Below are 24177 nucleotides of genomic sequence, written 5' to 3' on the forward strand. Positions count from 1 at the left end.
AGCTTAGTGGTATGAGAGCATAATTGTCGCAAAGCGTAGAGGTTGAAGTTATTTGTAACGACTAGGCTTTGCGACAGATCGCTCTTACCATCCCTTTAAAAATGAACAAGTGTGCAGGCATCATTGCAAACCAATAAAGCAGCCCTTTGAATCCTTGCGGGTGCCACCACGCAGTCACGTTAATTTCTCTTTTGTCTCCATGATCAGTAATGGTGAATTCCAGTCGCCCCAGTCCTGGGCCTTTCATTCCGAATAGTAGTGACAGAAAATGCGGCTTGTCGCATCGAATGACTTTCCATGAATCGATAAAGTCACCCACTTTTAATTCTGGTCCTTCTGGCGAGCGCCTTATTGGCCTTCCTGCACCAAACAGTACATCTAACCATTCTCGAGTGCGCCACAGTGCGTTAGCAAAGAAGTAGCCTTCTTTCGGACTGCCAATTTGTTTGACGACCTCCCAAATCTGCTCGGTGGATTTATCGGTGAAATAGCTGGCTCCAGTTTTCTTTGGGTAATAGCCAAACCCTGCTTGCCATCGCGTTAATGCCGCAGGGTCGTAACCCCATACATTGCTACGAATAAAGGTGCCTTCTTTTTCTATGGTCTCTGAGACTGAATCGGAGTAGGAAACCATATCTTGTGGGTAACGAGTTCTGATTGCTTGAGAGTCAGCGATAAAGTCATGTTCTAGCCCCGCTAATAAGGCTTTGCCAATGCTTGAAGGAACCGAGGTTACAACGCCGAGCCAGTATGAGGCGAGTTTAGGTGTGAGAAATCGCGTTGACCAGAGTCGTAGTGGTTTGTTTATTTTGCTGCAAATAACGGCGAACTGCTCGCGGTAGGACAAGGTATCGGGGCCACCAACCTCATAAATAATCGAATCGGGTGATGTTTCTTTAGCCAGTTCGATAAGGTAATGATTGAGGTTTTGTAAAGCAATAGGATTCGCTTTGGAGTCCACCCATTTGGGGGCGATTAAGATAGGTAGGTTATAGACGAAATCCCTCATGATTTCGTAAGCGGCAGAGCCGGGGCCTATAATAACACCTGCACGCAGTTCGGTAATTGGCACTTTACTGGTACGAAGAAGCTTGCCGGTTGCTTTTCTGGCTGCAAGGTGCTCGGAATTACCAGTTTGAGGTTGAATTGCGCTGAGATAGATGACGTGTTCAACATGACTAATATCGAGCGCATCTTTGAAGTTTTGAGCAAGAGAGAGCTCGTAGTCCAAAAAGTCATGGCCATGAGCCATACCATGTACCAAGAAATAAACGATATCGAACTTAGGAATGAGTGCCATTGTGGCGTCTCGATTAGCGAGATCAAGATACTCAAACTTGAGCATCGAGTGAGGGACTACACGGCTTTTTAGGTAGTCTATTTGACGAGCCGCTGCTGTTACTTCGTAGCCTTGGTCCAGTAGGATAGGAATGAGCTGAGAACCGACATAACCCGACGCCCCTAATACCAATACGCGCTTCATATTCCGTTATCTCTCTTAATTGTTATCTCTATAAAATTTAACACATTTTTCTAGTTTATCTTCATTTGTTTACAATACATGATGGCTGATTAGGATGTTTTCACGCGTATATGTTCCAAATTCCAATTCTTTTAAAAAACGATATCTTGAATCGAAATTGAGCTAAACCGACTCAATGTAGGGGCTTTATGGCCAAATTTGCTTCCTAGAACTGCAAATTTAGTGTAGATTCACACTCCAAATTTACCAGTGATTGAAGAGATTGAATGCTTAAGTTGTCAGACCTTTGTAAAGGCTATATTGACGGTGGAGAATTCCATCCTGTATTGCAAAGTGCAGAGCTAACACTGTCGCAAGGTGAACAACTGGCATTGATGGGTGAAAGTGGCTCGGGTAAGAGTACACTACTTAACTTAATCGCTGGCATCGATAAGGTCGATTCTGGGGAAATCTGGTACCCCGATTTTGCTATGCATGACGCAAAAGAAAGTCTTAGAACGGCTTATCGAAGAAATAACATTGGTCATATCTTTCAGCAGTTCAATTTGCTACCAACTCTTAATATTGCCGACAATATTCGATTCTGCAGACAGATTAAAGGACTGCCAGAAGATCGAGGGCTTTGGCGTCAGATTTTATCCGCGTTAGATTTAATGGCGTTGCTTGGTCGTTATCCAGAAGAGCTTTCTGGGGGGCAGCAACAGCGTGCGGCTATTGCTCGCGCGCTATATATGGAGCCAAAAATTCTGCTAGCCGATGAGCCAACGGGTAGCTTGGATGAGCGTAACGCTGAAGCGGTAATGCGACTTCTTACTTCACTGACACGACATCTAGAGTGCACCTTGCTTGTTGTCACCCATAGTGAAAAAGTCGCCTCTCATATGGACGGTTCTATCCGCCTTCAAGGGGGGCAACTTCATGTTATGGCCCGTAGTTAAAGCACTACTTGGCCATTATCGTCGCCACCCGCTACAAATTCTTCTCGTCTGGCTTGGTTTAACGCTTGGTGTATCGCTATTAGTTGGCGTTACGGCTATAAACCACCACGCTAAACAGGCTTACGCAAGCGGTGAAAAACTTTTCGCTAATCCCGTTCCATACCGCATTCGCCCAAAGCACGCAGAAACCAAAATTCCGCAGGGCTTCTATATCCAACTGCGCCGCGAAGGGTTCAAGCAATGTGTGCCTTTTGACATTCAAAAAGTAACCACAGCTGATGGTTTAGAGCTTAACCTAGTTGGCGTAGATCCAATTTCTTTATTGCAGCTGCGTAATGTCGTCACCATTGGCGATATCGCATCGCAAGATATGATAAAAGTCCCAACGACAATTATTGTGAGTCATGATCTTGCTGAGCTCAAGGGCTGGCAAAATGGCGATACGTTGACGCTCAATAATGGAATTCAGTTAGGCCCTATCAAGATTGATTCTAAGAAAGGTATTCGCGGAACGCGTATCTTAGCGGATATGTCTTTAGTCCGTGCGATGAAAAAATCGTCCGGGTTGTCTGTAATTGCTTGTGGTGAGATGAGTGCATCCAAACTTGAGAATCTTCGTAAGATGATTCCAAATGGTATGACGTTATCACGCAGTTCACAATCAGAACTGGAATCTCTCACTAAAGCATTCCATACCAATTTGTCTGCGATGAGTATGCTGTCTTTCGTTGTTGGCCTGTTTATCTTCTACCAAGCGATGTCGTTGTCTTTAGCTCAGCGTCAGCCTTTGGTTGGTAGTCTGCGCCAAGTCGGTGTCTCGGGGTGGCAGTTGACTCAAGCCTTGTGTCTTGAACTGGCGGCTTTAGTGTTCTTGAGCTGGCTTGGTGGCAACCTGTTTGGGTTAGCATTGGCAAATCAGTTGATTCCAGCAGTCTCACAGAGCTTGAATGATCTTTATGATGCGAACATTGGTTTGAGCATTGAGTGGAGCTGGCAATGGAGCCTTTATAGCTTCTTATTAGCGTTCACTGGGGCTGTGGTCTCGTGTGGCTGGCCGTTAGTCCGACTTTTGAAATCTCAACCTATTCGACTTTCTGCTCGTTTATCGTTAATGCGATTTACCGGGGCAGAGTTTACATGGCAAGCGTTTGTAGCATGCGGATTTTGTGTGGCTGCAGTTGCTATTTATCAAGCACCTAAGTCGCAGAATTCAGGTTATGCCATCATTGTTTTGATGTTGCTAAGTGTCGCATTGATTACGCCGTTTATTACTTGGAAAATCTTCACGTTATTTTCGTACTCTCTCCGCTGGGTGAAAGTCCGTTGGTTCTTTGCGGATGCAGCTGCCAGTATGAGCTACCGCGGTGTTGCCAATATGGCTTTCATGTTAGCTATGGCTGCTAATATGGGGGTTGAGACTATGGTTGGTAGTTTTAGAGATACTACTGACCGATGGTTAACCCAAAGGCTTGCGGCCGATATTTACGTCTATCCCACCAACAATAATGCGGTTCGCATGAGTAAATGGTTGGAGGCTCAGCCCGAGGTTGATCGCGTTTGGTGGCGCTGGGAAGAAGAGATCCCGACAGAGCATGGCATGATGCAAGTGGTAAGTACGGGTGACTCAGAAGGTGAGCGCGACGCGTTAACCGTTAAAATTGCTGTGCCTAACTATTGGTATAACCTTCATCATTCTCGCAGTGTCATGATCAGCGAATCTATGGCGCTTAAGTTAGATATTCGTCCGGGTGATTATGTCGATTTAGGCCCACCACTGGGTGGGAACTGGCACGTGATAGGTGTCTACTATGATTACGGAAACCCTTATCATCAAGTATTGTTATCGCAAAATCGTTGGCTAGCCAACTTAGAAGGTTCTGGTGATGTGGCGTTAGGAGCGGTACTGAATGATAAGTCTCAATCGTTGTTTGTCGAAAGACGTCTGCAATCGACATTTAGGCTAAACAGTGAACGGATTTACGACAACACGTCTATTCACGCGAAAGCGATGACAACCTTTGATCGTACTTTTGCGATTGCTGATACTCTGGGCAATATCACTTTGGTGATTGCTGTGTTTGGTATCTTCTTTGCAACGATAGCAGGGGAGATCTCTAGACAACGTCATACCTCATTGCTGCGCTGTCTGGGTATTTCCGCAAAAGAGCTAGTGTTAATGGGTGGCTTACAGTTGCTGGTATTTGGACTTATCTCTGCCATTATTGCTATGCCGCTTGGTATTGCACTGGCGCAACTGATTGTGGATATTGTGATCAAGCAGTCGTTCGGTTGGTCTTTACAGCTGCAGATTGTCCCATGGCAGTATCTCACCACATGTTTGTGGTCTCTGTTGGCATTGGTAGTTGCAGGAGCGCTACCAGTGCTGAAGTTGATACGTAATACACCGATTCATTCGTTAAGGGATGCGTTATAGATGAATCGTATGCAGAAGCTTATTTTCTCATGCTTGCTGGTAGTGGTGGTCGCTAGCACTTCAATTTGGCTAACGGAATCACGCGAGTCAAAGCCCAGTGTGACTAAAGCGACCTATATCAATACTGTATTTGGTTCTCCAGGTCGTAAGGTTTTTGAACCTGTTTTACCCGACCGAGAGGTTGAGCTACCAAGAGACTTCCGTTTTCATCCTGAATTCCAACATGAATGGTGGCAAATGGTGGTGCAGCTGAAAGACGAATCTGGTCAGGCATACTGGCTAAGATGGCGCTTTTTTCGCTATGCCAGCGATGACCGTATTGCAACGGGTTGGCAAGATCCACAGATCTACATCGCAAATTTAGTGATGAATAGCCATTTAGGAATGTTTACCGATCAGCGCATCGCTCGTGGTGGTATCGGTCAGGCGGGAGGTCTTAGCCGTCCATTTCGCGTTTGGATTGATGAGTGGTCTTGGCGTTCTCTGTCTAATCAGCCACTGCCTGGGAATCTGCGCTTATCCAGCGATAACTTCAGTGTGAATCTTCAGTTAAAACAAACCGGGCCATATGCTCTTATTGGCGAAAATGGCTACCACGCCAAACATGATCTACTCCCTCGCGCATCTTATACTTTTGAATCGCCGTTTGTTGCATCAACAGGAGAGTTGACCCTATCAGATGGTAAGGTGCTGAAAGTGACAGGCCGCGCTTGGTTAAGTAAAGAGTGGGGTAGTGAGCTTGTTGGTGCAAATTATGTCGGCGAAGATAACTTTCTTCTTTGGCTGAGCGATACAGAAGCGCTACAGGTGAGCCAATATCGTTACAAAGACAATATGCCTTATACCACTGCTTCTTTGATTGATATTAGTGGTAACATCATAAACATCCCATCGGAGGACATCATACTTAAGGCGCTCAACTATACGGAATTTGCGTCAGGAACTCGTGTGCCTCTATCTTGGAATCTACAAATCCCCAGCCAAAATATTAACTTGGTTATTAATGCTCGTAAGCGAGATAACTGGGTGAATTTCGTCGTACCACAATGGCAAGGTTCAGTTACGGCCAAAGGTTCAAATTCTGCTATTGGTTTTATGCAACTTAGTGGCTATTAGGTAAGAAAAACCTTTTTGTTGTTATATAGTTACAAGTAACAATCTGTTACTAATTCTCCTCTACCTTTAACTCTCAAATGATATTGACTACAGCTAAGTGATTGAATTTATCAATGACTAGCTGCGTATCTATGCACTATACTTCTATCTAACATGGCCATTACTTGTGAGGATATCTCGAACGGTTTAGTTTTATATTTCGGAAATTCCGTAGTATAAACTCCGTAGAATCGATTTTTTCTGAAAATTAACTAGATATACAATTTTTAACATTCTGACAAGATGAATAACTATTAAGGGCTTTACAACATGAATGACGTCATTCGTAATTTTTTCAAGATGGAGTCAGCTGGAGGTATCATCCTCGTTATCGCTGCTGCGATTGCTATGCTCGTCGCAAACTCTCCATTGAACGAAATGTATCAAGGCGTGCTTCATACCTACGTGTTTGGTCTGTCTATCTCACACTGGATCAACGATGGTTTGATGGCGATCTTCTTCTTCCTGATTGGTTTGGAAGTAAAACGTGAGCTACTCGAAGGTGCATTGAAGTCTAAAGAGACTGCTATCTTCCCTGCGATTGCCGCGGTCGGTGGCATGTTGGCTCCGGCACTTATTTATGTACTGTTTAACATGGGTGATCCTGAAGCGATGAGTGGCTGGGCTATCCCTGCAGCAACGGATATCGCGTTTGCTTTAGGTATCATGGCGTTGCTCGGTAAGCGTGTCCCTGTAGCTTTGAAAGTATTCCTACTTGCACTTGCTATCATTGATGACTTAGGCGTTATCGTTATTATTGCTTTGTTTTATAGCAGCGATCTGTCTACGTTGGCGTTAACTATTGGCTTTATCATGACTGCAGTGTTGTTCATGTTGAACGCGAAGAAGGTGACAAGCATACCTGTTTACCTTTTAGTTGGTGCGGTGCTCTGGGTGAGCGTATTGGCCTCTGGCGTGCACGCAACTTTGGCTGGTGTGGTATTAGGCTTTGCTATTCCTCTTAGAGGGAATGAAGGCGAGAAGTCACCGCTGAAACATATAGAGCATGCACTTCATCCATACGTCGCATTCTTGATTCTACCTATCTTCGCGTTTGCCAATGCTGGCATCTCGCTGGAAGGTGTGTCGATGTCGGGTCTAACGTCGATGTTGCCACTTGGTATTGCGTTAGGTCTGTTGGTCGGTAAACCACTAGGTATCTTCAGCTTTAGTTGGTTAGCAGTGAAACTCGGTGTGGCAAAATTGCCTGATGGTGTGGACTTTAAGCAGGTGTTTGCGGTGTCTGTTTTGTGTGGTATTGGCTTTACCATGTCGATTTTCATCTCATCTCTAGCGTTTACTGGAGTGAGTCCTGAGTTTGATACATACGCTAGATTGGGCATTTTGATGGGCTCAACAACAGCAGCTGTTCTTGGCTACATACTGCTTAACTTCTCACTTCCTAAGGAAGAGGCACCAGAGCCTAAGGTTCAATACTAACTGCCAGAAACTATGATTAGACAAACCCAGCTTAGGCTGGGTTTTTTTATGTTTGAAAAACGAATAAAAAAAGCCCAAACCAATGTTGGTTTGGGCGGATACAAAAAATAGGAGTTAATAAGAAAAAGCAGCATATGTCATCAACAATAACAATGGAAATCAGCGTCATGTCGGTAAAACAAGTTATTGTTGATAACACTTAAATAGACCTAGCCAAGATGAATTAGTTCATAAAAAAACACGTTTTTTTAAGAATATTTTCAAAGTTTAATGAAAACAGTTGGTTATAAATCTTGTCAGACCAGTCTTATGTATTTATTAAAAAGTTTGATGTTAATCACTTGTTATCTTGCTGTTGCGAGAGTATATTCAAACGTGTGTTTGATACGGATGATTGAAATGACCAATAGAGTAACTACCAAGGATAAGATTCTCGATGTCGCAGAGGTACTGTTCGCTGAGCATGGTTTCAACGATACCTCTCTCAGAACTATCACGAGTAAGGCTAACGTGAATTTGGCTTCTGTGAATTATCATTTTGGCGATAAAAAAACTCTGGTTCGAGCGGTACTTAATCGTTATCTGGAAGCGTTCATGCCAGCTGTAGAAGCGGCGCTCTACGAATTGAATGAGCGTGAGCACTACACAATGGCTGATGTATTTGGTGCGCTGAAGTCGCCTTTGCTTAGCTTGAATCAAGTGAAGCCGGGAGGAGCGAGCCGATTCATGTCGCTAGTTGGACGTGGCTATACCGATGTTCAAGGCCACCTGCGCTGGTTTATCACTACTCGATACACCGAAGCGTTAGCGATGTTCACTCAATCCGTGATGAAAGCGAATCCAAAGTTAGATGCGGAAACCCTGTTTTGGCGTTTGCACCTAACACTGGGTACATGCGTATTCACTATGGCATCGAGTCAAGCGTTGTCAGAAATTGCTTTGAGTTCCTTTGATAAAGAAGTAGATGCGGAAGCAATCATCAACCAAATCATTCCCTATCTCGCTGCAGGTGTAGCGGCGGAATAATGACTACCAAGCTAAAACCTTAATCAAACTAATAACCCAAATAATAACAAGAAATAATCTGAACAAAAGGATAGGTATCATGAGCTCTCTTAGAAGAAAATGGATAAGTGACCCTGCATTCAAAATGTTTAAGAAGGTATTGCCGCCACTATCGGCAACCGAGAAAGAAGCAATGGAAGCAGGGAGCGTATGGTGGGATGGAGAGTTATTCTCAGGAACGCCTAACTTTAAAACACTGCACCAGTACCCTAAGCCGACGCTGTCAGCAGAAGAGCAGTCCTTTATGGACAATGAGCTTGAAACACTGCTAGAGATGTTAGATGACAACAAAATCGTGAAAGAAGACCGCGATCTACCGAAAGAAGTATGGGAATACTTGCGTAAAGAGCGTTTCTTTTCTCTCATTATCTCTAAAAAGTTTGGCGGTAGAGAGTTCTCGCCACTAGCGAACTCTACTATTGTAACTAAAATTGCGACTCGCAGTATTAGTGCTGCCGTATCGGTTATGGTTCCAAACTCATTAGGTCCGGGCGAGCTTCTGTCTCACTACGGGACTCAAGAGCAGAAAGATTATTGGTTGCCACGCTTGGCTGACGGTACTGATATCCCATGTTTCGCATTGACGGGCCCTGAAGCGGGTTCTGACGCTGGCGGTATCCCAGATAAAGGTATCGTGTGTTATGGCGAGCATGAAGGCAAAGAAGTATTAGGTATTCGCCTTAATTGGAATAAGCGTTATATCACGCTTGCACCAGTTGCGACCGTGTTGGGTCTTGCTTTCAAATTGCACGATCCCGACAAACTCATGGGTGACAAAGAAGATATCGGTATCACTTGTGCACTGATTCCAGCAGACCATAAAGGTGTTGAGATCGGTGAGCGTCATGACCCACTGCATTTGGCATTCATGAACGGTCCGACACGTGGTAAAGATGTATTTATCCCAATGGAATGGCTGATTGGTGGTCAAGAGTATGCAGGTCGCGGGTGGAGAATGTTGGTTGAATGTCTGTCCGCGGGTCGAGGTATCTCACTTCCAGCACTAGGCACCGCTATTGGGCACCTAACAACACGAACAACGGGTGCTTACGCTTATGTTCGTAAACAGTTTGGTATGTCTATCGGTAAGTTTGAGGGTGTAGCAGAAGCTATGGGTCGTATTGGTGGCCTAACTTACCTACTTGAAGCGACTCGAACGTTAACGACTACCTCGCTGGATATGGGTGAAAAACCAGGGATCGTTACCGCGATTGCCAAATACCATATGACTGAGATGGCGCGCACTATCCTCAATGACTCTATGGATATTCATGCTGGACGTGCCATCCAAGATGGTCCTATGAATTACCTTGCTTCGAGCTATTTGGGTATCCCGGTAGCAATCACAGTAGAAGGTGCAAACATCCTCACTCGTAACTTGATGATCTTTGGTCAGGGCGCAACACGTTGTCATCCATATGTCCTTAAAGAGATGGAAGCAGCAGCCAACCCAGATGAGAAACAGGCTGCTGAGGACTTTGATAAGTTACTGTTCAAACATATCGGTCATGCAACTAAAAACACCTTGGGCGCCTTTACTTCAGCATTAACGGGTTCTGCATTTGTTGGTGCTCATATGAGTGGTCCAACGAAACGCTACTACAAAGACCTAACTCGCCTAAGTAAAGCCTTAGCAGTGAGTGCAGACTTTGCCATGTTGACACTGGGTGGTGATCTGAAACGTAAAGAGATGATCTCAGCACGTTTAGGTGACGGTCTTGCTTACCTGTTCATGGCTTCTGCGGCGCTGAAGAAGTATGAAGATGATGGTCGTCAACAAGCTGACTTGGATTACGTTCATTACTCGGTTCAACATTGTTTCTACCATGCAGCGAAGTCACTGAACGAAGCTTACCGCAACTTCCCAGCACGATGGGCAGGGGTGACTTTGAAAGGTCTACTATTCCCGATTGGTAACCATTTTGAGAAACCATCAGACGACCTAGGGTTGAAACTAGCGAAAAGCATGATGGTACCGGGTGCGCATCGTGATCGCCTGACTCACCTATGTTACATCGGGCCGAAAGAGGACGATAATGTCGGTCTTATGGAAAACGCCTTTATCGCGATGTACAACATTCGTGACCTAGAGAAAAAGCTGTTTGTTGGTGTGAAAGAAGGCAAAGTGGCGAAGAAAGGCCTATTGGAAGATCGATTGAATCAAGCAATTGAAGCTAATGTTCTGACTGAAGAAGAAGTCGCTAGAATTCGTGAAGCGGATGCTCTTCGCTACAAAGCGATTCAAGTTGATCACTTTAGCCATGACATGTCTGAAGTAAGAACGCACTCAGAATCCAAGCCAAAGTTGAATAGTGTTGCCTAACTAGGACAAAAACTATTCTTGTGAACAGCAAAAAGCGCCTTTTTATAGGGCGCTTTTTTTATAGAAATCGAGGATTAGGCGCCGAAAGTGCTCCAACCACTTAGAAAATTCAAGGAAATTGACAGAAATAAGATGCGAACTGGGATTGAAACTCTTATCCTACTAGGGATTTTTTGAGGAACTGAATATGATCATCAAACCAAGAATTCGTGGATTTATTTGTACTACTACTCACCCAGTAGGTTGTGAAGCAAACGTAAAAGAACAAATCGCCTATACCAAAGCTCAAGGGCCAATTGCAAACGCGCCAAAGCGTGTACTTGTTGTTGGTTCTTCTAGTGGTTATGGCCTGTCTTCTCGTATCGCTGCGGCATTCGGTGGTGGTGCGGCGACAATCGGCGTATTTTTCGAAAAACCAGGTACAGAACGTAAGCCTGGTACAGCAGGTTTCTATAACTCTGCTGCTTTTGACAAGCTAGCAAAAGAAGAAGGCTTGTACTCGAAGAGCATCAACGGTGATGCTTTCTCTAACGAAGCAAAACAAAAAGTTATTGATTTAATCAAAGAAGATCTTGGTCAAATCGACATGGTGGTTTACTCATTGGCTTCTCCAGTACGTAAGCTTCCAGAAACGGGTGAGCTGATTCGTTCATCGCTAAAACCAATTGGTGAGACTTACACTTCTACAGCAGTAGACACAAACTCAGACACTATCATTGAAGCAAGTGTTGAGCCTGCGACAGAACAAGAGATTGAAGATACTGTTACTGTAATGGGCGGCCAAGATTGGGAGCTATGGATTAACGCGCTATCAGATGCTGGTGTACTTGCAGACGGTTGTAAGACGGTTGCGTATTCATACATTGGTACTGAGCTGACATGGCCTATCTATTGGGAAGGCGCACTAGGTAAAGCAAAAATGGACCTAGATCGTGCCGCTACCGAGCTTAACGATAAGTTGGCTAAAACTGGTGGTAGTGCCAATGTAGCGGTTCTTAAGTCTGTTGTGACTCAAGCAAGTTCGGCGATTCCTGTTATGCCTCTTTATATCGCAATGGTATTTAAGAAGATGCGTGAAGAGGGTATCCACGAAGGTTGTATGGAGCAGATCTTCCGCATGTTCTCTCAGCGTCTTTACAAAGCTGACGGTAGCGCTGCAGAGGTCGATGAAAAGAATCGTCTACGTCTAGATGACTGGGAACTGCGTGATGACATCCAGAAGCACTGCGCAGAACTTTGGCCACAAATCACAACTGAAAATCTAAAAGAGCTAACTGACTACGTTGAGTACAAAGAAGAGTTCTTGAAGCTGTTTGGTTTCGGTGTTGACGGTGTGGACTACGATGCAGATGTATCACCACTGGTAGAGTTTGATGTTATCGACCTATAATCGAGACATTAGTTGATAATGAAAAGGGGCGCTTTATGCGCCCCTTTGTTATTTGCTGTATATAGAAATAACAAGTTTTAATAGAAGCGTTGCCCTAGAGCTTTCGTTATAAAAGACTAGGACAAGATGATAAGTATGGTACCTGCTAGTGTCATTAGTATGTTAGCAATAGCATAGGTGCCCGCATAACCAAGTGCCGGTATAGTTGAACGTGCGTGTTCATTAACAACATCCATAGCCGGTGCGCAAGTTCGTGCACCCACAATCGCACCTATCAACAACGCTCGGTTCATTTTCAGAATATACGCTCCAACAAGGTAAGCTAAAACAACAGGCACAACGCTAACCAAGAAAGCTATCGCTATGACTTGGGGACCGACTTGAGTTAAGTGCTCAAACATCTTGCCGCCTGCACTCAAGCCAATACCAACCATAAAGAACATCAAGCCAAGATCTTTGACCATGTTCAGGGCCCCCTGAGGAACGTAACCAAAGGTAGGGTGGTTGGCTCTTAAGAAACCGAGCGTGATCCCTGCAAGCAAAAGACCTACAGCGTTACCTAGACCAAACGAAACTTGACCAAAAGTCATGGTAATCAAACCAAACATAATGCCAAGAATAAAGAAGCTACAAAACGCGAGCAGGTCGGCCATTTGGCTGTGGATCGAAATGAAACCAATTTTCTCTGCAAGGCCATGTACACGACTCTTTTCACCACTGACCTGAAGAATATCCCCTTTTGCCAGCACGATATTGGCGTCCATTGGCATTTCAATTTGCGCTCGAACGACTCGGTTGAGGAAACAGCCATACTCGGATAGGTTTAGGCTCGATAAGCTCTTTCCTGCAATGTTGTCACTTTTTACTACGATCTCTTCTTCAACGATTCGCAGGTCGAGCAAGTTGCGGTCGAATACTTCTTTACCGTTGCGGAAGCTTGGGTCTAGTCGAGCGTGACTATCTGGGAAGCCAACTAAGGCAATCTCATCGCCTTCTTGCAAAATTGCATCGCCATCTGGGTGAGCCAAGATGCCATTACGGCGAATTCGTTCGATATAACAGCCTGTTTGGCGATAAATGCCAAGCTCTCTCAGATTTTTCCCGTCCGTCCAGTCGATGAGTTCTTGTCCGACACGGTAAGCGCGAATAATAGGCAGATAGACTTTTCTCTGGCCTGAGCCGCCCAACCCTCGTTCTTGCGCGATTTGCTGTGCAGAGTCGTGCAGGTTTTGCTTTTGCAACTTAGGCAGTAACTTGGCAAGCATGATCATACTGATAAGGCCGATCAGGTAAGCCATTGCATAACCTACAGAAAGATTCTCTATGACCAAAGAGAAGTCCATTCCACGCGGAATCGTCGCAAGCCCTGAATTTAAGGCGTCTTGAGCACCTACTAATACTGGTGTTGCGGTTAAGGCTCCGGCCATCACACCTGCGGAAAGACCGTAATCAAGTCCCAAGTAGTGGCTAGCAAAGTAGGTCACTGTCAGTGCGGTGACCAACACCACAAGACTGAGAATCAAATAGTGTTTTCCGTCACGGAAAAAGATGCCAAAGAAGTTGGGACCAGCCTCAATACCCACACAGTAGATAAATAGCATAAAGCCGATGGTCAAGGCTTCCGCATTAAAACTGAAACCTAAATGTCCCATGACGAGAGAGGCAATTAAAACACCAATAGAGTTGCCGAGTTGAAGATTACCAAAGCGAATTTTGCCAAAAGCAAGGCCAATCGCTAAAGCGACAAAGATGAGAAGAATCGGGTTTTGATCTAGCAAATTTACTACGTCGATATTCACTGTATGTAGCTGCTCGAAGAGGCTTAAGTTGAGATTAATAAAGTGTGGCGATTGTAGCCGAAATAATCAAAAAGATAAGTGATTTTTTTTATGTTTTACTATTAGATTACGTATTTCTATCCTAACCCAGACAAAGCCTGACAATTGATGACAGTCTTGATGAAAATGGATACAGCGCGCAAATAAAAAAGCCAGCTGATATCAGCTGGCTATTGAGACTCTTTTTTTCAACTATACTATTGATAGTGCAGACGATTATTCGTCAAAAAGGCCAAGATTTTCTTTAGCGTAGGCTTCAAATTCAGTACAGCCGCCAATGTGCTCTTGGTCAATGAAGATTTGAGGTACTGTTTCAACAGGTTTACCTACAGTTTTCTCTAAATCTGCTTTTGAGATACCTTCTGCATGGATATCAACGTAACGGTAGTTAAAATCGTCACGTTTTTCTTTTAGCTTTTCAGCGTGCTCTTTTGCACGAACACAGAATGGACAACCAGGGCGACCAAAAATCACTACGAACATTGACTTTCTCCTTGAAGATTAAACTTTTTCTGAGCATCTAAAGAGACCAAGTCTCAGCTCTTTCATATTGTTGGAAACCACTATGCCTCAAGATGAAAAGGAAATAAAGTGGCAAATCCCACTTGCTCTAATAGGTGAAAACTATCAGAGCATAATTTACTCAGTTAGATGCAAAGTTGAACATAACGGAGTGTGATTTATGGCAAAGTTGTCGATATAAAATAGAGCAAAAACTAAGTAGCTTGGTTTAAATCAAGTTTTTGCAGCAAAGGAAACTGCATGCTTATCGAAGCTTTTCTTTTCTATGTTTGCACTACCAATAAGACTCACACCTAGAGTATTTGTATTGCTAGTTTCATAGGCAATGGTTTGATTAGTGAGTCGAATGGTATACCTAAAGGATATTGGTATGTTTCAGTTCATGACGTCTAGTCGTATTATCTTCGGAGAGGGCGCGCTTCAATCTTCCCTCTCAATCATCAATCAGTTTGGATACAGTGTGTTGCTGGTAACAGGGCAGGAGCGTCAAAGAGCTGACCCTGTAATTCATTATCTTCATAGCCAAAACATGCGTTATCAGCATGTCGCCATTCGGGGTGAGCCTAACATTACCATGGTCGAGGAAACGGCGATCATGGGTAGGCGTTTTAAGCCTGACATGGTGGTTGCTATTGGTGGTGGCAGTGTTTTAGATATGGGTAAGGCACTTGCTGCGATCATTCCCAATCAGGGTGATGTCTACGACTATGTTGAAGTTGTGGGTCGAAATGTGCCATTAAAAACCAAACCTATTCCCATGATCGCAATTCCAACTACAGCCAGTACTGGAGCTGAAGTGACGAAGAATGCGGTACTTAAATCTGGACAAGATAAGGTTAAAGTGAGTTTACGGAATCCGGATATGTTGCCTGATGTGGCGATTGTCGACCCTGTTCTAACCTACGGTACCGATGCTTACACTTCGGGGCGGGGTGCAATGGATGCATTTACTCACTTAATGGAAGCGTACGTGTGTGGTGAACCCAACCCATTGACTGATATGGTTTGTGAAGAAGGTTTGAGACGCCTCAGTTATTCCATTATCTCAGGTTGCAAACAAGATAATCCCAAATCGCGTGCGGACTTGTCCTTTGCCGCTATGCTTGGCGGAATGGCGATAACGAATGCCAAATTGGGGGCCGCTCATGGCCTTGCCTCAGCGCTTGGTGGTAAAATTACCGCGCCGCATAGCGTGATTACCGCACGACTTGCTCCACATGTCATGACTGAAAACATTAAAGCCGCGAAAAGAGCAGGGCGCAGTGACGTGTTGAATCGATACCGAAATATGGCGCAAATTCTTACTGGACGAACCAACGCCAGTATTGAAGACAGCGTGCTTTGGGTGAATATGATTCTCGAAAGGCTTGAACTGCCACAATTGTCCGAGTTTGGCGTTTGTAATACGTCTTTCGATCAGGTTGCTGCTGATGCGATGAAGTCTGTAGCTATTAAAGGTAACCCTATACCATTAACTGAAGACAGACTTATTTTTATCCTGAATCAAGTGTGTCAATGTCAGTGCGACGGACATCCGCAAACCCATGAAGACGCAAACCAAGTAGAGATTCGCAATAATCCCGTTGAGACAGATTAACGAGCAATAAAAAAAGAGGCCATTGGCCTCTTTTTTAACAAATTCTCTATGACTAGTAGTTAGGCATTTTGTTGTAGCGAGAATCTTTTAATGCTTCTTTCACGCGTTTTAGATTGTCTCTGAAGCCAGAGCCACGACGTAATGTAAAGCCTGTCGCTAAGACATCAATGATGGTCATCTGTACCACACGGCTAGCCATCGGCATGTAAACGTCAGTGTCTTCTGGTACGTCGACAGTAATAGATAGTGAGCTGGCCTTATCTAACGGCGAGTCTTTCGCGGTGACGGCAATAACTGTTGCACCGTTTTCCCTAGCAAGGTGAGCAATTTCAACTTGGCTCTTAGTACGACCTGTGTGCGAAATTAGTACGATAACATCGTTGTCTGAACAGTTGATGCAGCTCATACGTTGCATTACTACATCTTCGTAACAAGAAATAGGGATGTTGAAACGGATAAACTTGTTTTGAGCATCTCGAGCAACCGATGAGGAAGCACCTAGACCAAAGAAAGAGATTCGCTTTGCTTGAGTCAGCAAGTCAACCGCACGATTGATTTGCATCGGGTCTAGGCTGTTCTTAGCAACATCCAAGCATGCCATCGTCGACTCAAAAATCTTATGAGTATAGGCATCCGGACCGTCGTCTTCTTCGACGTTACGGTTCACATAAGGTGTACCATTCGCCAAACTTTGTGCGAGATGCAGTTTAAAGTCTGGGAAACCTTTGGTGTCTAAACGACGGCAGAAGCGGTTAACAGTTGGCTCACTAACATCCGCCATCTTAGCGAGTGTCGCGATACTTGAGTGTATGGCAGTCTGGGGGGATGCCATAATAACTTCAGCAACCTTACGTTCAGATTTACTGAAGTTCTCTAAATTTTTTTGGACTTTCTCTAGTGTATTCATAGTGTTCACAGGGTAAAGAGAACAACTTGCTGGCGATTCTATTAGTGAAGAGCAAAAGGTAATTTCGCAAATCTCAATCTAACATTGAGTTCTTATAGTACGTTAGAAATACGCCAACTCCATGTCCTCAGTATAAACGAAGCAGCATACGAGCTGTAATAAAAGCTCACATGAAATCTTTAGAATATGACAGGCATCAAACAAAAAAATGGAAGAAAAAAACAATTGAAGAAAAAACAGCCAGAAATCGACAGTTTCTAGCTCGTTTTTACCGTATTACTCCCACAAAACAGAAAGAAATTTTCATAACTGCGAGAATGAAATTGATTTCATTTTTGGTCTTTTGTTTGAAGGATCTCGTGAGAGACTTGCTCAAGTCTTGCCATTAAGTTAGGCGCCGTTTTAGCAATATCTCTTTGTTCTTCAAGCACTGAACTTAATACATCCGTTGTAGTTAAAGGGTTGGCTAAAACGACCCTAAACACAATAGTGTCGCGTAGTGTCCATTGAATTGGATTAAGTTGTGTGCGAGATACAAAGGAGAGCCCGGTTTCTCGCTGTTTTTTCTGAATGACTTTGGTTAGTTCATTTAGCAAGTTATGGATCTCGGTTGTCTGCTCGGTTGAAGCACTAGCCAGTGCATTACGGACATATTTTGGAACGTAGCGATAGGTCAGGAGACACAATTCTGGTTCGCTTACAAGCTCGAAATCGTCTTGTTGTTTAATGAGGTCAGCAAAGTAACGAGCTTTCTCTATGCTTTGATTGATCAACAGCTCATAACCTGGACGGCTAATTATATGCATTGCGGCATACACGAGCATTGCCATGCCTGAGCGTGAACCTTCTAGAGTGTGACTGCCTAAGTCTTTCGACCCTTTACGCAAAATATACTGAGCGTGGTGTTCGATGCTCTTCATGGCATCTGGTTGCTTGAACAACACCATACCTGCACCCATAGGGATATAAAGCTGCTTATGCGCATCAATTGTCACTGAATCCGCCAGTTCCACGCCATCTAGTAGATAGCGATATTTAGCCGACATCAAAGTAGCGCCGCCCCATGCCGCATCAACGTGAAAGTGACAAGACTCTTGTTGGCAGATTTGAGCGATTTCTCTTAATGGATCAACGTTACCTGTTTCGGTTGTCCCGGCAACGCCAATGACCGCAAAAGGTTTGATCTTGTCTTCTTTGAGCTGAGCAAATTTGGCTTTTAGATCTTCAGGGCAGATTCGGTTAGAACTATCCGTTTTAACTGCGACCAGACCTTGTTGACCAATGCCAAGGACGTCGGCAGCTTTTTTTAGAGAATAATGCCCACGTTCAGAGACAAGCACGGCTAGACCTTCATAACCGTAATGTTTCATTGCCTTAAACAACCCTTCTTTTTCCACGCCAAGGAAATCACCTTGTGCTTTTAACGCGTTATTGCGTGCCACCCAAAGTGCGGTGATATTAGCAATGGTGCCTCCCGAGCAAAATGCACCAAGAGAATGGTTAGCACTGTGCATCCATCGACTATAGAAAGGGTCGGATTCACCATAAATCAGTTTATGGAGCATACCCAGAACTTGGCGTTCTAGAGGCGTGAATGCTTTAGAGGTTTCAATCTTTACCAAGTTCTGATTTAGCGCGATCATAATTTTCGACAACGGCATCAAGAAATAAGGCAAGGCCGAGGTCATATGACCAATAAAACTTGGTGAAGAGGTGTGTACCGAGTGCGATACTAACGTATCAAGAAGGTGTTCAGTATGGTCCGAAACAAACGCTGGTTGTTCTGGAATAACAGCACTAGAAAAGTCCTTTTCAATTTCATGTAAAGGCTTTTCTTCTGCCACTATATGTTCGCGCAAAAACTGGTTTAAGTTCTTGGACAATCCTTCTTCGATTTGGGTCAGAGTTGAATCTGGTCCTTCAGGGATAGTGAAGATTCGAAGAAGGCTTTCGAAGCTGACATCAGCAATTTTCTGCTCAGATACCATACCGTGATCTACTATTATTCCGTTACTGCAAGCGGCACAATCTAAACCAATTAGCGGTGAAAGTCTCGCAAAAATTGGAATGGGAACTTAATTTTCATGGGGTTGCGTGCGAAGCATTGTGTGAATGGTCAAATAAAACGCAAAAAGCTGGCAGTTTGCCAGCTTTTTAAATGTCGTTAATCCACTATTTACACTCGGTTTTTTCTACCTTCTGGATAGCCGAGTTGTATTTATTAAGTGCGGTGTCGATCTTCTTTGGGTGGCTGAGTAAATCAGCAAACGCGCTACGCAGATCGTAGTTCTGTTCATGAGGTTTAGCTTGACGATCAGCGAAGCTCTTAGCAGCAGCTTTACCTAACATGTCGTTACGCTGTGCTAGCGCTTTTACATCTTGTTGCTCTAGTTGTAGCCAACTTTCGATTGAGCGCTCGGTTGCCACTTTGGTTGGTTCGTTCTTTAAGTAGTAATGAACGGCTTCGCGATTAAGTTCAAAATGGTTTTTACGACCATCTAGAAACCATTGTCCAACGCTTTCAAGTTCTGGATATTGCTGGGTCGTTAATTGAACAAGATCATCATACCATTGGATAGATGCATCGATATAAGCATCGTATTTCTTCTCTAAGCATTGCGTGTCAGCTGAAAATGAGGAAAAAGAAGTTCCGACGAGCATTGCTGCGATAAGCCATTTTTTCATTATATTGTCCTTTGAATTGGGCTAACTAAATTATTAATACGTCTTTATTGTTGTTTTGATAGCGAAGCATATCTGAAAAATTGCTGTTTTCCTGCGATCTAACCAGCAAGTGATACAAAAAATAACATCATGACTGGTACCAATAGACTCAAAATAAAACCACTAACGATGGCGACAGGGACGCATCTTACGCCACCAGTGCTTTGAATGACGGGTAGGGTAAAGTCCATTGCTGTTGCTCCAGCATAGCCTATAGCGGTACAGGGCTTTCTGGTGATTAATAATGGGATAAAGACAAGTGCAACCAGCTCTCTTAACAGTTCAATCATAAAAGATGCACCACCGTAAACTGGTCCAAATGCATCGCCCATTAGAATTCCTGCTAGTGAATACCACCCAAAGCCTGACGCCATAGCAAGACCTTTGTAGACCGAGATATCAAGCACCATTGCAGCAATTGCACCACCTATGAGAGAACTCGCGACAATAATGAGTGCTATCGCCATACCTTGTTTATTTACCAGAATCTGTTTTAGCGTGAGTCCGCTGTTTCTTAATTGAATACCGATAAAAAATAACAGAGCGAGCAGAATCCACTCACTGGCAGTTTCTACCCAGCCTAAACCTATTGGCAACAATAGACCGGCTACTAAGCCTGAACCGACCACTAATATAAGCTTTAGGGACTCTAACGCCATGGCTGAAAGGGGTAGGTTACTTGTCAGGTTTTCGGTCTTTAGCGGCAGAATACGGTCGACCAAGGGTAAAGACAGCAAATTGCAGGCACCGATTGACACAAAGAACACCAATGTCATGGTAACAATGGTCTTGAGATTGCTTCCGAAGTTATCTAATGCGGCTAGGCTCAGTCCCATCAGGAACAAGATGATGTAAATCAGCCATGAGGTCGCTTTATTTAATGCCTCAAGCAATGATTTATTATTAATAGAGAAAAAATAACCGATGACTAGCGGCGTAAAAATATACAACATCCCTGAAAACATTGACGCGACGATCCTTCGTTACTATTAGCGTATGCGGTATTGTGAGAGGTTTACTTCACAAAAACAAGAGTGAGATAGGAGATTGCTCTCCTACATTCCTGCTGAGCGGATAATTTCTGATGTCTTGGTTTTGAATTCCTGATCAGACATCGTCGTTAACTTATACAGCACTTCTGCACCATCTACGTTTATTTCGACTTCATGTTCTTCTAATGCTTCGTGGTCTTGCTTTCGATACAACAGCACGTGATTGGCGATTCGTGCTATATCGAGATAGGACACTTCCGGTCGCTCTAGAGACTTCGGTTGATTCGACGCTACTTCGATAAAATCATTGTCAAAGCCCCAAGTTTTTAATACTTGCTCACTGGTAATAGGGCAGCGCGAGTGGAATATTTGCATCGCGAGATTGGAGTCGAGATAGTTACCTTTCTCTAAGTAAAGGTGATATTCGTTAACTAGGCAGAAAAGTCCGATGTCGGCCAGGAAGCCAACAAGTAGCGCTTTTTCTTGCTCAAGATATTGATAGCTTGTCGGCGCTTGATCTTGGAAAGCTTGAGTGACCATCACCATGGTCGCAGCCAGTTCTCTTGATACTGCTGCACTTTGTACCAAAACATCCTTACATTCTTCAGTCAGATTGACAGAGTGCTTAAGAAGTTCGATTGATTGGGCAGTCACAATGTCTCGGACACGAAGGATACCTAGGCGAGAGACCGCTGTATTCAGGTCCTTACAGGTCACATTGCCACGATTAAAGATGACAGAGTTGGCGACTTTGAGCACGATGGCTGCTAGCCCAGGATCTTCCAATAGGCAATTCGCGATGTCCGAAATCCCGGTGGACTCTAAGGAGCACAGTTTTTGAATCTTGAGAACAACTTCGGAAATTGGAGGAAGGGATATTTTTCCGGTATTAATTGATTGTTCTACGAGCTCAGCAAATTCAGTTTCTAAGCTTTCTATAAATAATTGTTGGTTGTCTGGTAGCCAGTAAAAAGATAAGTGGTTCATAAGATTTCGACAGCTGGAGATAGAAGGTCAGTTTACCTGTCTGGCTTTACAATTGACAATAACCTAAATGCCAAAATGTAGTCTTAGGTCAATTGTTTGACGTTTGAAACACCATTCAATTAGAAAATTGTTAATGAAATTGGTTGTATAATAGAGAACATGTGAAGTGACTCGCAAAGCTTTTGCTTTTAAGTCGCACATTTGTGACGTTGAGCCAGACTTATTTTGCATTGTGAACTATTATAATTACATATAAAACAAACAGAGCAGTTGCTGCTTATATTGACTGACTCTAAATAATATTTTTTCGCATTTATCCGCTGCTATTTCTGGTGATCGTATTAATCGGGGTAAAAGATTAAGGATCAAAGGAAATGATAGAGCAATCTTTTTACAACTACACAATTCAATTCGGTATCTCTCAAAAGCGTTCCATGTTTGGTGGTACAGGGCTGTTTAAAGACGGTGCTATGTATGCACTTATCAGTAACGATAGAGTCTTTATTCGCGGTGGCTGTGCTTTAGACGAGACGCTACAAAACCTAAACTGTGAAAAGTTTAGGCATGTTAAAAAGCAATCTACGGCAACTGTTAATTACTACGACATTACAGCGTTGTTTAATGAAAGCGCACCAATGTTAAGTGACTTAGTGCAGCGTTCTATTACTAATTCTGTTGAACAACACTCAAGTAAGAAGTCTGTCGAAAATAGAAGACTTCGAGACCTACCGAATATGCAGCTCACGCTCGAGCGTATGGTGAAGAAGTCCGGCATTGAAGATGTAAAAACATTCTTAGAGTTGGGTGCGCCGCAAGTGTTCAATAAAGTAAAAAGAACCTATGGCAATGATGTGGATGTAAAATTGCTTTGGAAATTCGCAGGTGCGGTTGAAGGAATACACTGGAAGTTGATTCAAGACCCCCGTAAACAGCAGCTGTTACAGTACTGCTCAGAAATCGATTAAATAAAAAAGGTCGTGCTTAGCACGACCTTTTTCGATCCGTTCGCTAATAGCCTTAGAATGCAAAGCGAGCAGTAAACATAAGTTGATCACCATAGATATGGTTGATACGGCCCTCTAAGCCTAGTGAGAAGAGTTCAGTTGAGTGGAAGCGACCATATACGCTACCCATCCAACGATCTTTATCACCAACATTCAGGTAACCGGCTTTGCCACCAATCTCAAGTTGTGGACCTAACCATTGGCGCACACCTAGATTAACTTCCATACCTGTATCTGTTTTGTGATGCTCACCGCTGTCGTGAATGTGAGCAAGCATTTCACCAGTAAAGTCCGCCCAGTTATTTACCGGAGCGTGGAAGCCAACACCACCAGAAAAATCGTAATCGCCTTCAAACTTAGAATCAATGCTACCAACGATATGAGCGTTAGGGTGGATTGACTTGCTAATTGCAGCACCGAATGTCATCGGACTTGCACCAATTCGAGCTTCAGCGTAATCATAGTTGAAGTTACTCATTGTAGCTCGTTGTTCTTCTTGGTTTGCAAACGCCTGCTGAGAAGTGATCACCATCAGAGCGGCTAATAGAGTTTTGCGCATAGTGTCTCTAAACCTTTTTGTTGAAATTAATTCCTTGCCCATAAGAAGCACGCGCGTCGCATCAAGCTTATGGCGACAATCATTATCGGGGTATGATAATCCAATTTGTGATTGATTCACCAATAAAAAGTGTCTTTAACGGGGGCAAATTCCCAAAAATTTACATTGTCATACAGATTTCAATCAAAACGTCCGCATTCTGTAAGGAATTAGTAACAGAAAACCTGAGAGTAGCCACTCTATAATTCCTACAACTACAGTCTGTTATGAAGCTATAGTTCACAGAAATGGTATTTGGGATGAAACTCGGTTATTCGCCAAAGCTCATTCGATTATCTGATAGGGCCTTAAAAATCCGTTCTGTATCTAAGATTCGTCCCCAAGGGGCGAGGTTTTTATCGTGTTCTATCACAAAATCAGTAAGCTGCTGTTTAACGACTTCTCTCAGGTGATCGCCTTTCCATGGTTTACTAATGTAGAAGTCTAGACAGGCGTGATTGACCGCCTCTATTGTATCTTCGTGACCAGCTTGCCCTGTGAGTAGTACCTTACGGCAGTGCTTGAACTCTTCATTTTCACTAAGCTCGATAAGGAAGCTGACGCCTGTTTGTTCTGGCATGATATGGTCGCAGAGAATCAGTGCTAATTTTGTACCATCTTTAGCGTGTTCTTGAATCACTTCTCTTGCTTCATCGACTGATTCAGCACCTTCGACAACAAAATGCTCTTCATAATCATCGAGGTCCTGTAGAACACTGTCCAACACTTCTCGTTCATCATCTACACATAGGATTAGGTATTCGCTCATCGTAATACTCC

Annotated in this window: 19 protein-coding genes; 9 read left to right on the plus strand and 10 right to left on the minus strand. The window is 43.7% G+C overall.

What is annotated here, in order from left to right; genetic code table 11:
• Positions 1–61 precede the first annotated feature (61 nt).
• Entirely contained in the window at positions 62–1483 is a 1422-nt protein-coding gene (locus HW45_RS23385) for a DUF2867 domain-containing protein (protein WP_038230213.1), read from the minus strand.
• A gap of 266 nt (positions 1484–1749) precedes the next feature.
• Here HW45_RS23385 and HW45_RS23390 point away from each other — a divergent pair, with 266 nt between their 5' ends.
• From HW45_RS23390 to fabV, 7 genes are all read left to right on the plus strand, one after another.
• Positions 1750–2421: an ABC transporter ATP-binding protein gene (locus HW45_RS23390; RefSeq protein WP_006074745.1), complete on the plus strand. Its 672-nt coding sequence runs from the start codon at positions 1750–1752 to the stop codon at positions 2419–2421.
• The gene (locus HW45_RS23395; protein WP_038230215.1) at positions 2402–4855 is read left to right on the plus strand and encodes an ABC transporter permease; all 2454 of its coding nucleotides are present in this window, start codon (positions 2402–2404) and stop codon (positions 4853–4855) included. Before HW45_RS23390 ends, HW45_RS23395 begins: the two co-directional genes overlap by 20 nt.
• Complete coding sequence (locus tag HW45_RS23400; RefSeq protein WP_038230217.1) at positions 4856–5971, plus strand: lipocalin-like domain-containing protein; 1116 nt, start codon at positions 4856–4858, stop codon at positions 5969–5971.
• Positions 5972–6280: 309 nt separating this feature from the next.
• Positions 6281–7450 (plus strand): Na+/H+ antiporter NhaA, encoded by a 1170-nt coding sequence (gene nhaA, locus HW45_RS23405; protein ID WP_038230220.1) that lies wholly within the window; start codon positions 6281–6283, stop codon positions 7448–7450.
• A 390-nt stretch (positions 7451–7840) separates the two neighbouring features.
• Entirely contained in the window at positions 7841–8476 is a 636-nt protein-coding gene (locus HW45_RS23410; RefSeq protein ID WP_171389170.1) for a TetR/AcrR family transcriptional regulator, read from the plus strand.
• A 79-nt stretch (positions 8477–8555) separates the two neighbouring features.
• Complete coding sequence (locus HW45_RS23415) at positions 8556–10838, plus strand: acyl-CoA dehydrogenase (protein WP_038230223.1); 2283 nt, start codon at positions 8556–8558, stop codon at positions 10836–10838.
• Positions 10839–11025: 187 nt separating this feature from the next.
• Positions 11026–12228, plus strand: coding sequence for an enoyl-ACP reductase FabV (gene fabV / locus HW45_RS23420; RefSeq protein WP_006074739.1), 1203 nt, complete (start codon positions 11026–11028; stop codon positions 12226–12228).
• 116 nt (positions 12229–12344) lie between these two features.
• Here fabV and HW45_RS23425 read toward each other — a convergent pair whose 3' ends face one another.
• Together HW45_RS23425 and HW45_RS23430 are read right to left on the minus strand one after the other, a co-directional pair.
• On the minus strand, positions 12345–14027 hold the full coding sequence (locus HW45_RS23425; RefSeq protein ID WP_006074738.1) for an aspartate:alanine antiporter: 1683 nt from the start codon (positions 14025–14027) through the stop codon (positions 12345–12347).
• Positions 14028–14282: 255 nt separating this feature from the next.
• Positions 14283–14549: a GrxA family glutaredoxin gene (locus HW45_RS23430; protein WP_006074737.1), complete on the minus strand. Its 267-nt coding sequence runs from the start codon at positions 14547–14549 to the stop codon at positions 14283–14285.
• 409 nt (positions 14550–14958) lie between these two features.
• Here HW45_RS23430 and HW45_RS23435 point away from each other — a divergent pair, with 409 nt between their 5' ends.
• Positions 14959–16185 (plus strand): iron-containing alcohol dehydrogenase, encoded by a 1227-nt coding sequence (locus tag HW45_RS23435; protein ID WP_038230225.1) that lies wholly within the window; start codon positions 14959–14961, stop codon positions 16183–16185.
• A gap of 52 nt (positions 16186–16237) precedes the next feature.
• Here the strand turns inward: HW45_RS23435 and HW45_RS23440 are convergent, their stop codons facing one another.
• The 5 genes from HW45_RS23440 to HW45_RS23460 all read right to left on the minus strand — a co-directional run bounded on the left by HW45_RS23440 (position 16238) and on the right by HW45_RS23460 (position 21795).
• On the minus strand, positions 16238–17092 hold the full coding sequence (locus HW45_RS23440; RefSeq protein WP_006074735.1) for a MurR/RpiR family transcriptional regulator: 855 nt from the start codon (positions 17090–17092) through the stop codon (positions 16238–16240).
• Positions 17093–17421: 329 nt separating this feature from the next.
• Positions 17422–19080, minus strand: coding sequence for a pyridoxal-dependent aspartate 1-decarboxylase PanP (panP, locus tag HW45_RS23445; RefSeq protein ID WP_038230227.1), 1659 nt, complete (start codon positions 19078–19080; stop codon positions 17422–17424).
• A gap of 184 nt (positions 19081–19264) precedes the next feature.
• The gene (locus HW45_RS23450) at positions 19265–19777 is read right to left on the minus strand and encodes a hypothetical protein (RefSeq protein WP_006074733.1); all 513 of its coding nucleotides are present in this window, start codon (positions 19775–19777) and stop codon (positions 19265–19267) included.
• A gap of 98 nt (positions 19778–19875) precedes the next feature.
• Positions 19876–20781 (minus strand): lysine exporter LysO family protein, encoded by a 906-nt coding sequence (locus HW45_RS23455; protein WP_038230228.1) that lies wholly within the window; start codon positions 20779–20781, stop codon positions 19876–19878.
• Positions 20782–20871: 90 nt separating this feature from the next.
• Entirely contained in the window at positions 20872–21795 is a 924-nt protein-coding gene (locus tag HW45_RS23460) for an HDOD domain-containing protein (protein ID WP_038230229.1), read from the minus strand.
• A gap of 374 nt (positions 21796–22169) precedes the next feature.
• Here HW45_RS23460 and HW45_RS23465 point away from each other — a divergent pair, with 374 nt between their 5' ends.
• On the plus strand, positions 22170–22760 hold the full coding sequence (locus HW45_RS23465) for a TfoX/Sxy family DNA transformation protein (protein WP_038230231.1): 591 nt from the start codon (positions 22170–22172) through the stop codon (positions 22758–22760).
• Positions 22761–22812: 52 nt separating this feature from the next.
• On the opposite strand, the gene HW45_RS23470 is transcribed toward HW45_RS23465, so the two are convergent.
• Together HW45_RS23470 and HW45_RS23475 are read right to left on the minus strand one after the other, a co-directional pair.
• A complete protein-coding gene (locus HW45_RS23470; RefSeq protein ID WP_038230233.1) occupies positions 22813–23358 on the minus strand; it encodes a hypothetical protein in 546 nt (181 codons plus the stop codon).
• A 310-nt stretch (positions 23359–23668) separates the two neighbouring features.
• Positions 23669–24166, minus strand: a complete 498-nt coding sequence (locus HW45_RS23475; RefSeq protein ID WP_038230235.1) for a response regulator — start codon at positions 24164–24166, stop codon at positions 23669–23671.
• Positions 24167–24177: the final 11 nt, after the last annotated feature.

The organism is Vibrio sp. ER1A, from assembly GCF_000733315.1.
Lineage (GTDB): Bacteria > Pseudomonadota > Gammaproteobacteria > Enterobacterales > Vibrionaceae > Vibrio > Vibrio mediterranei.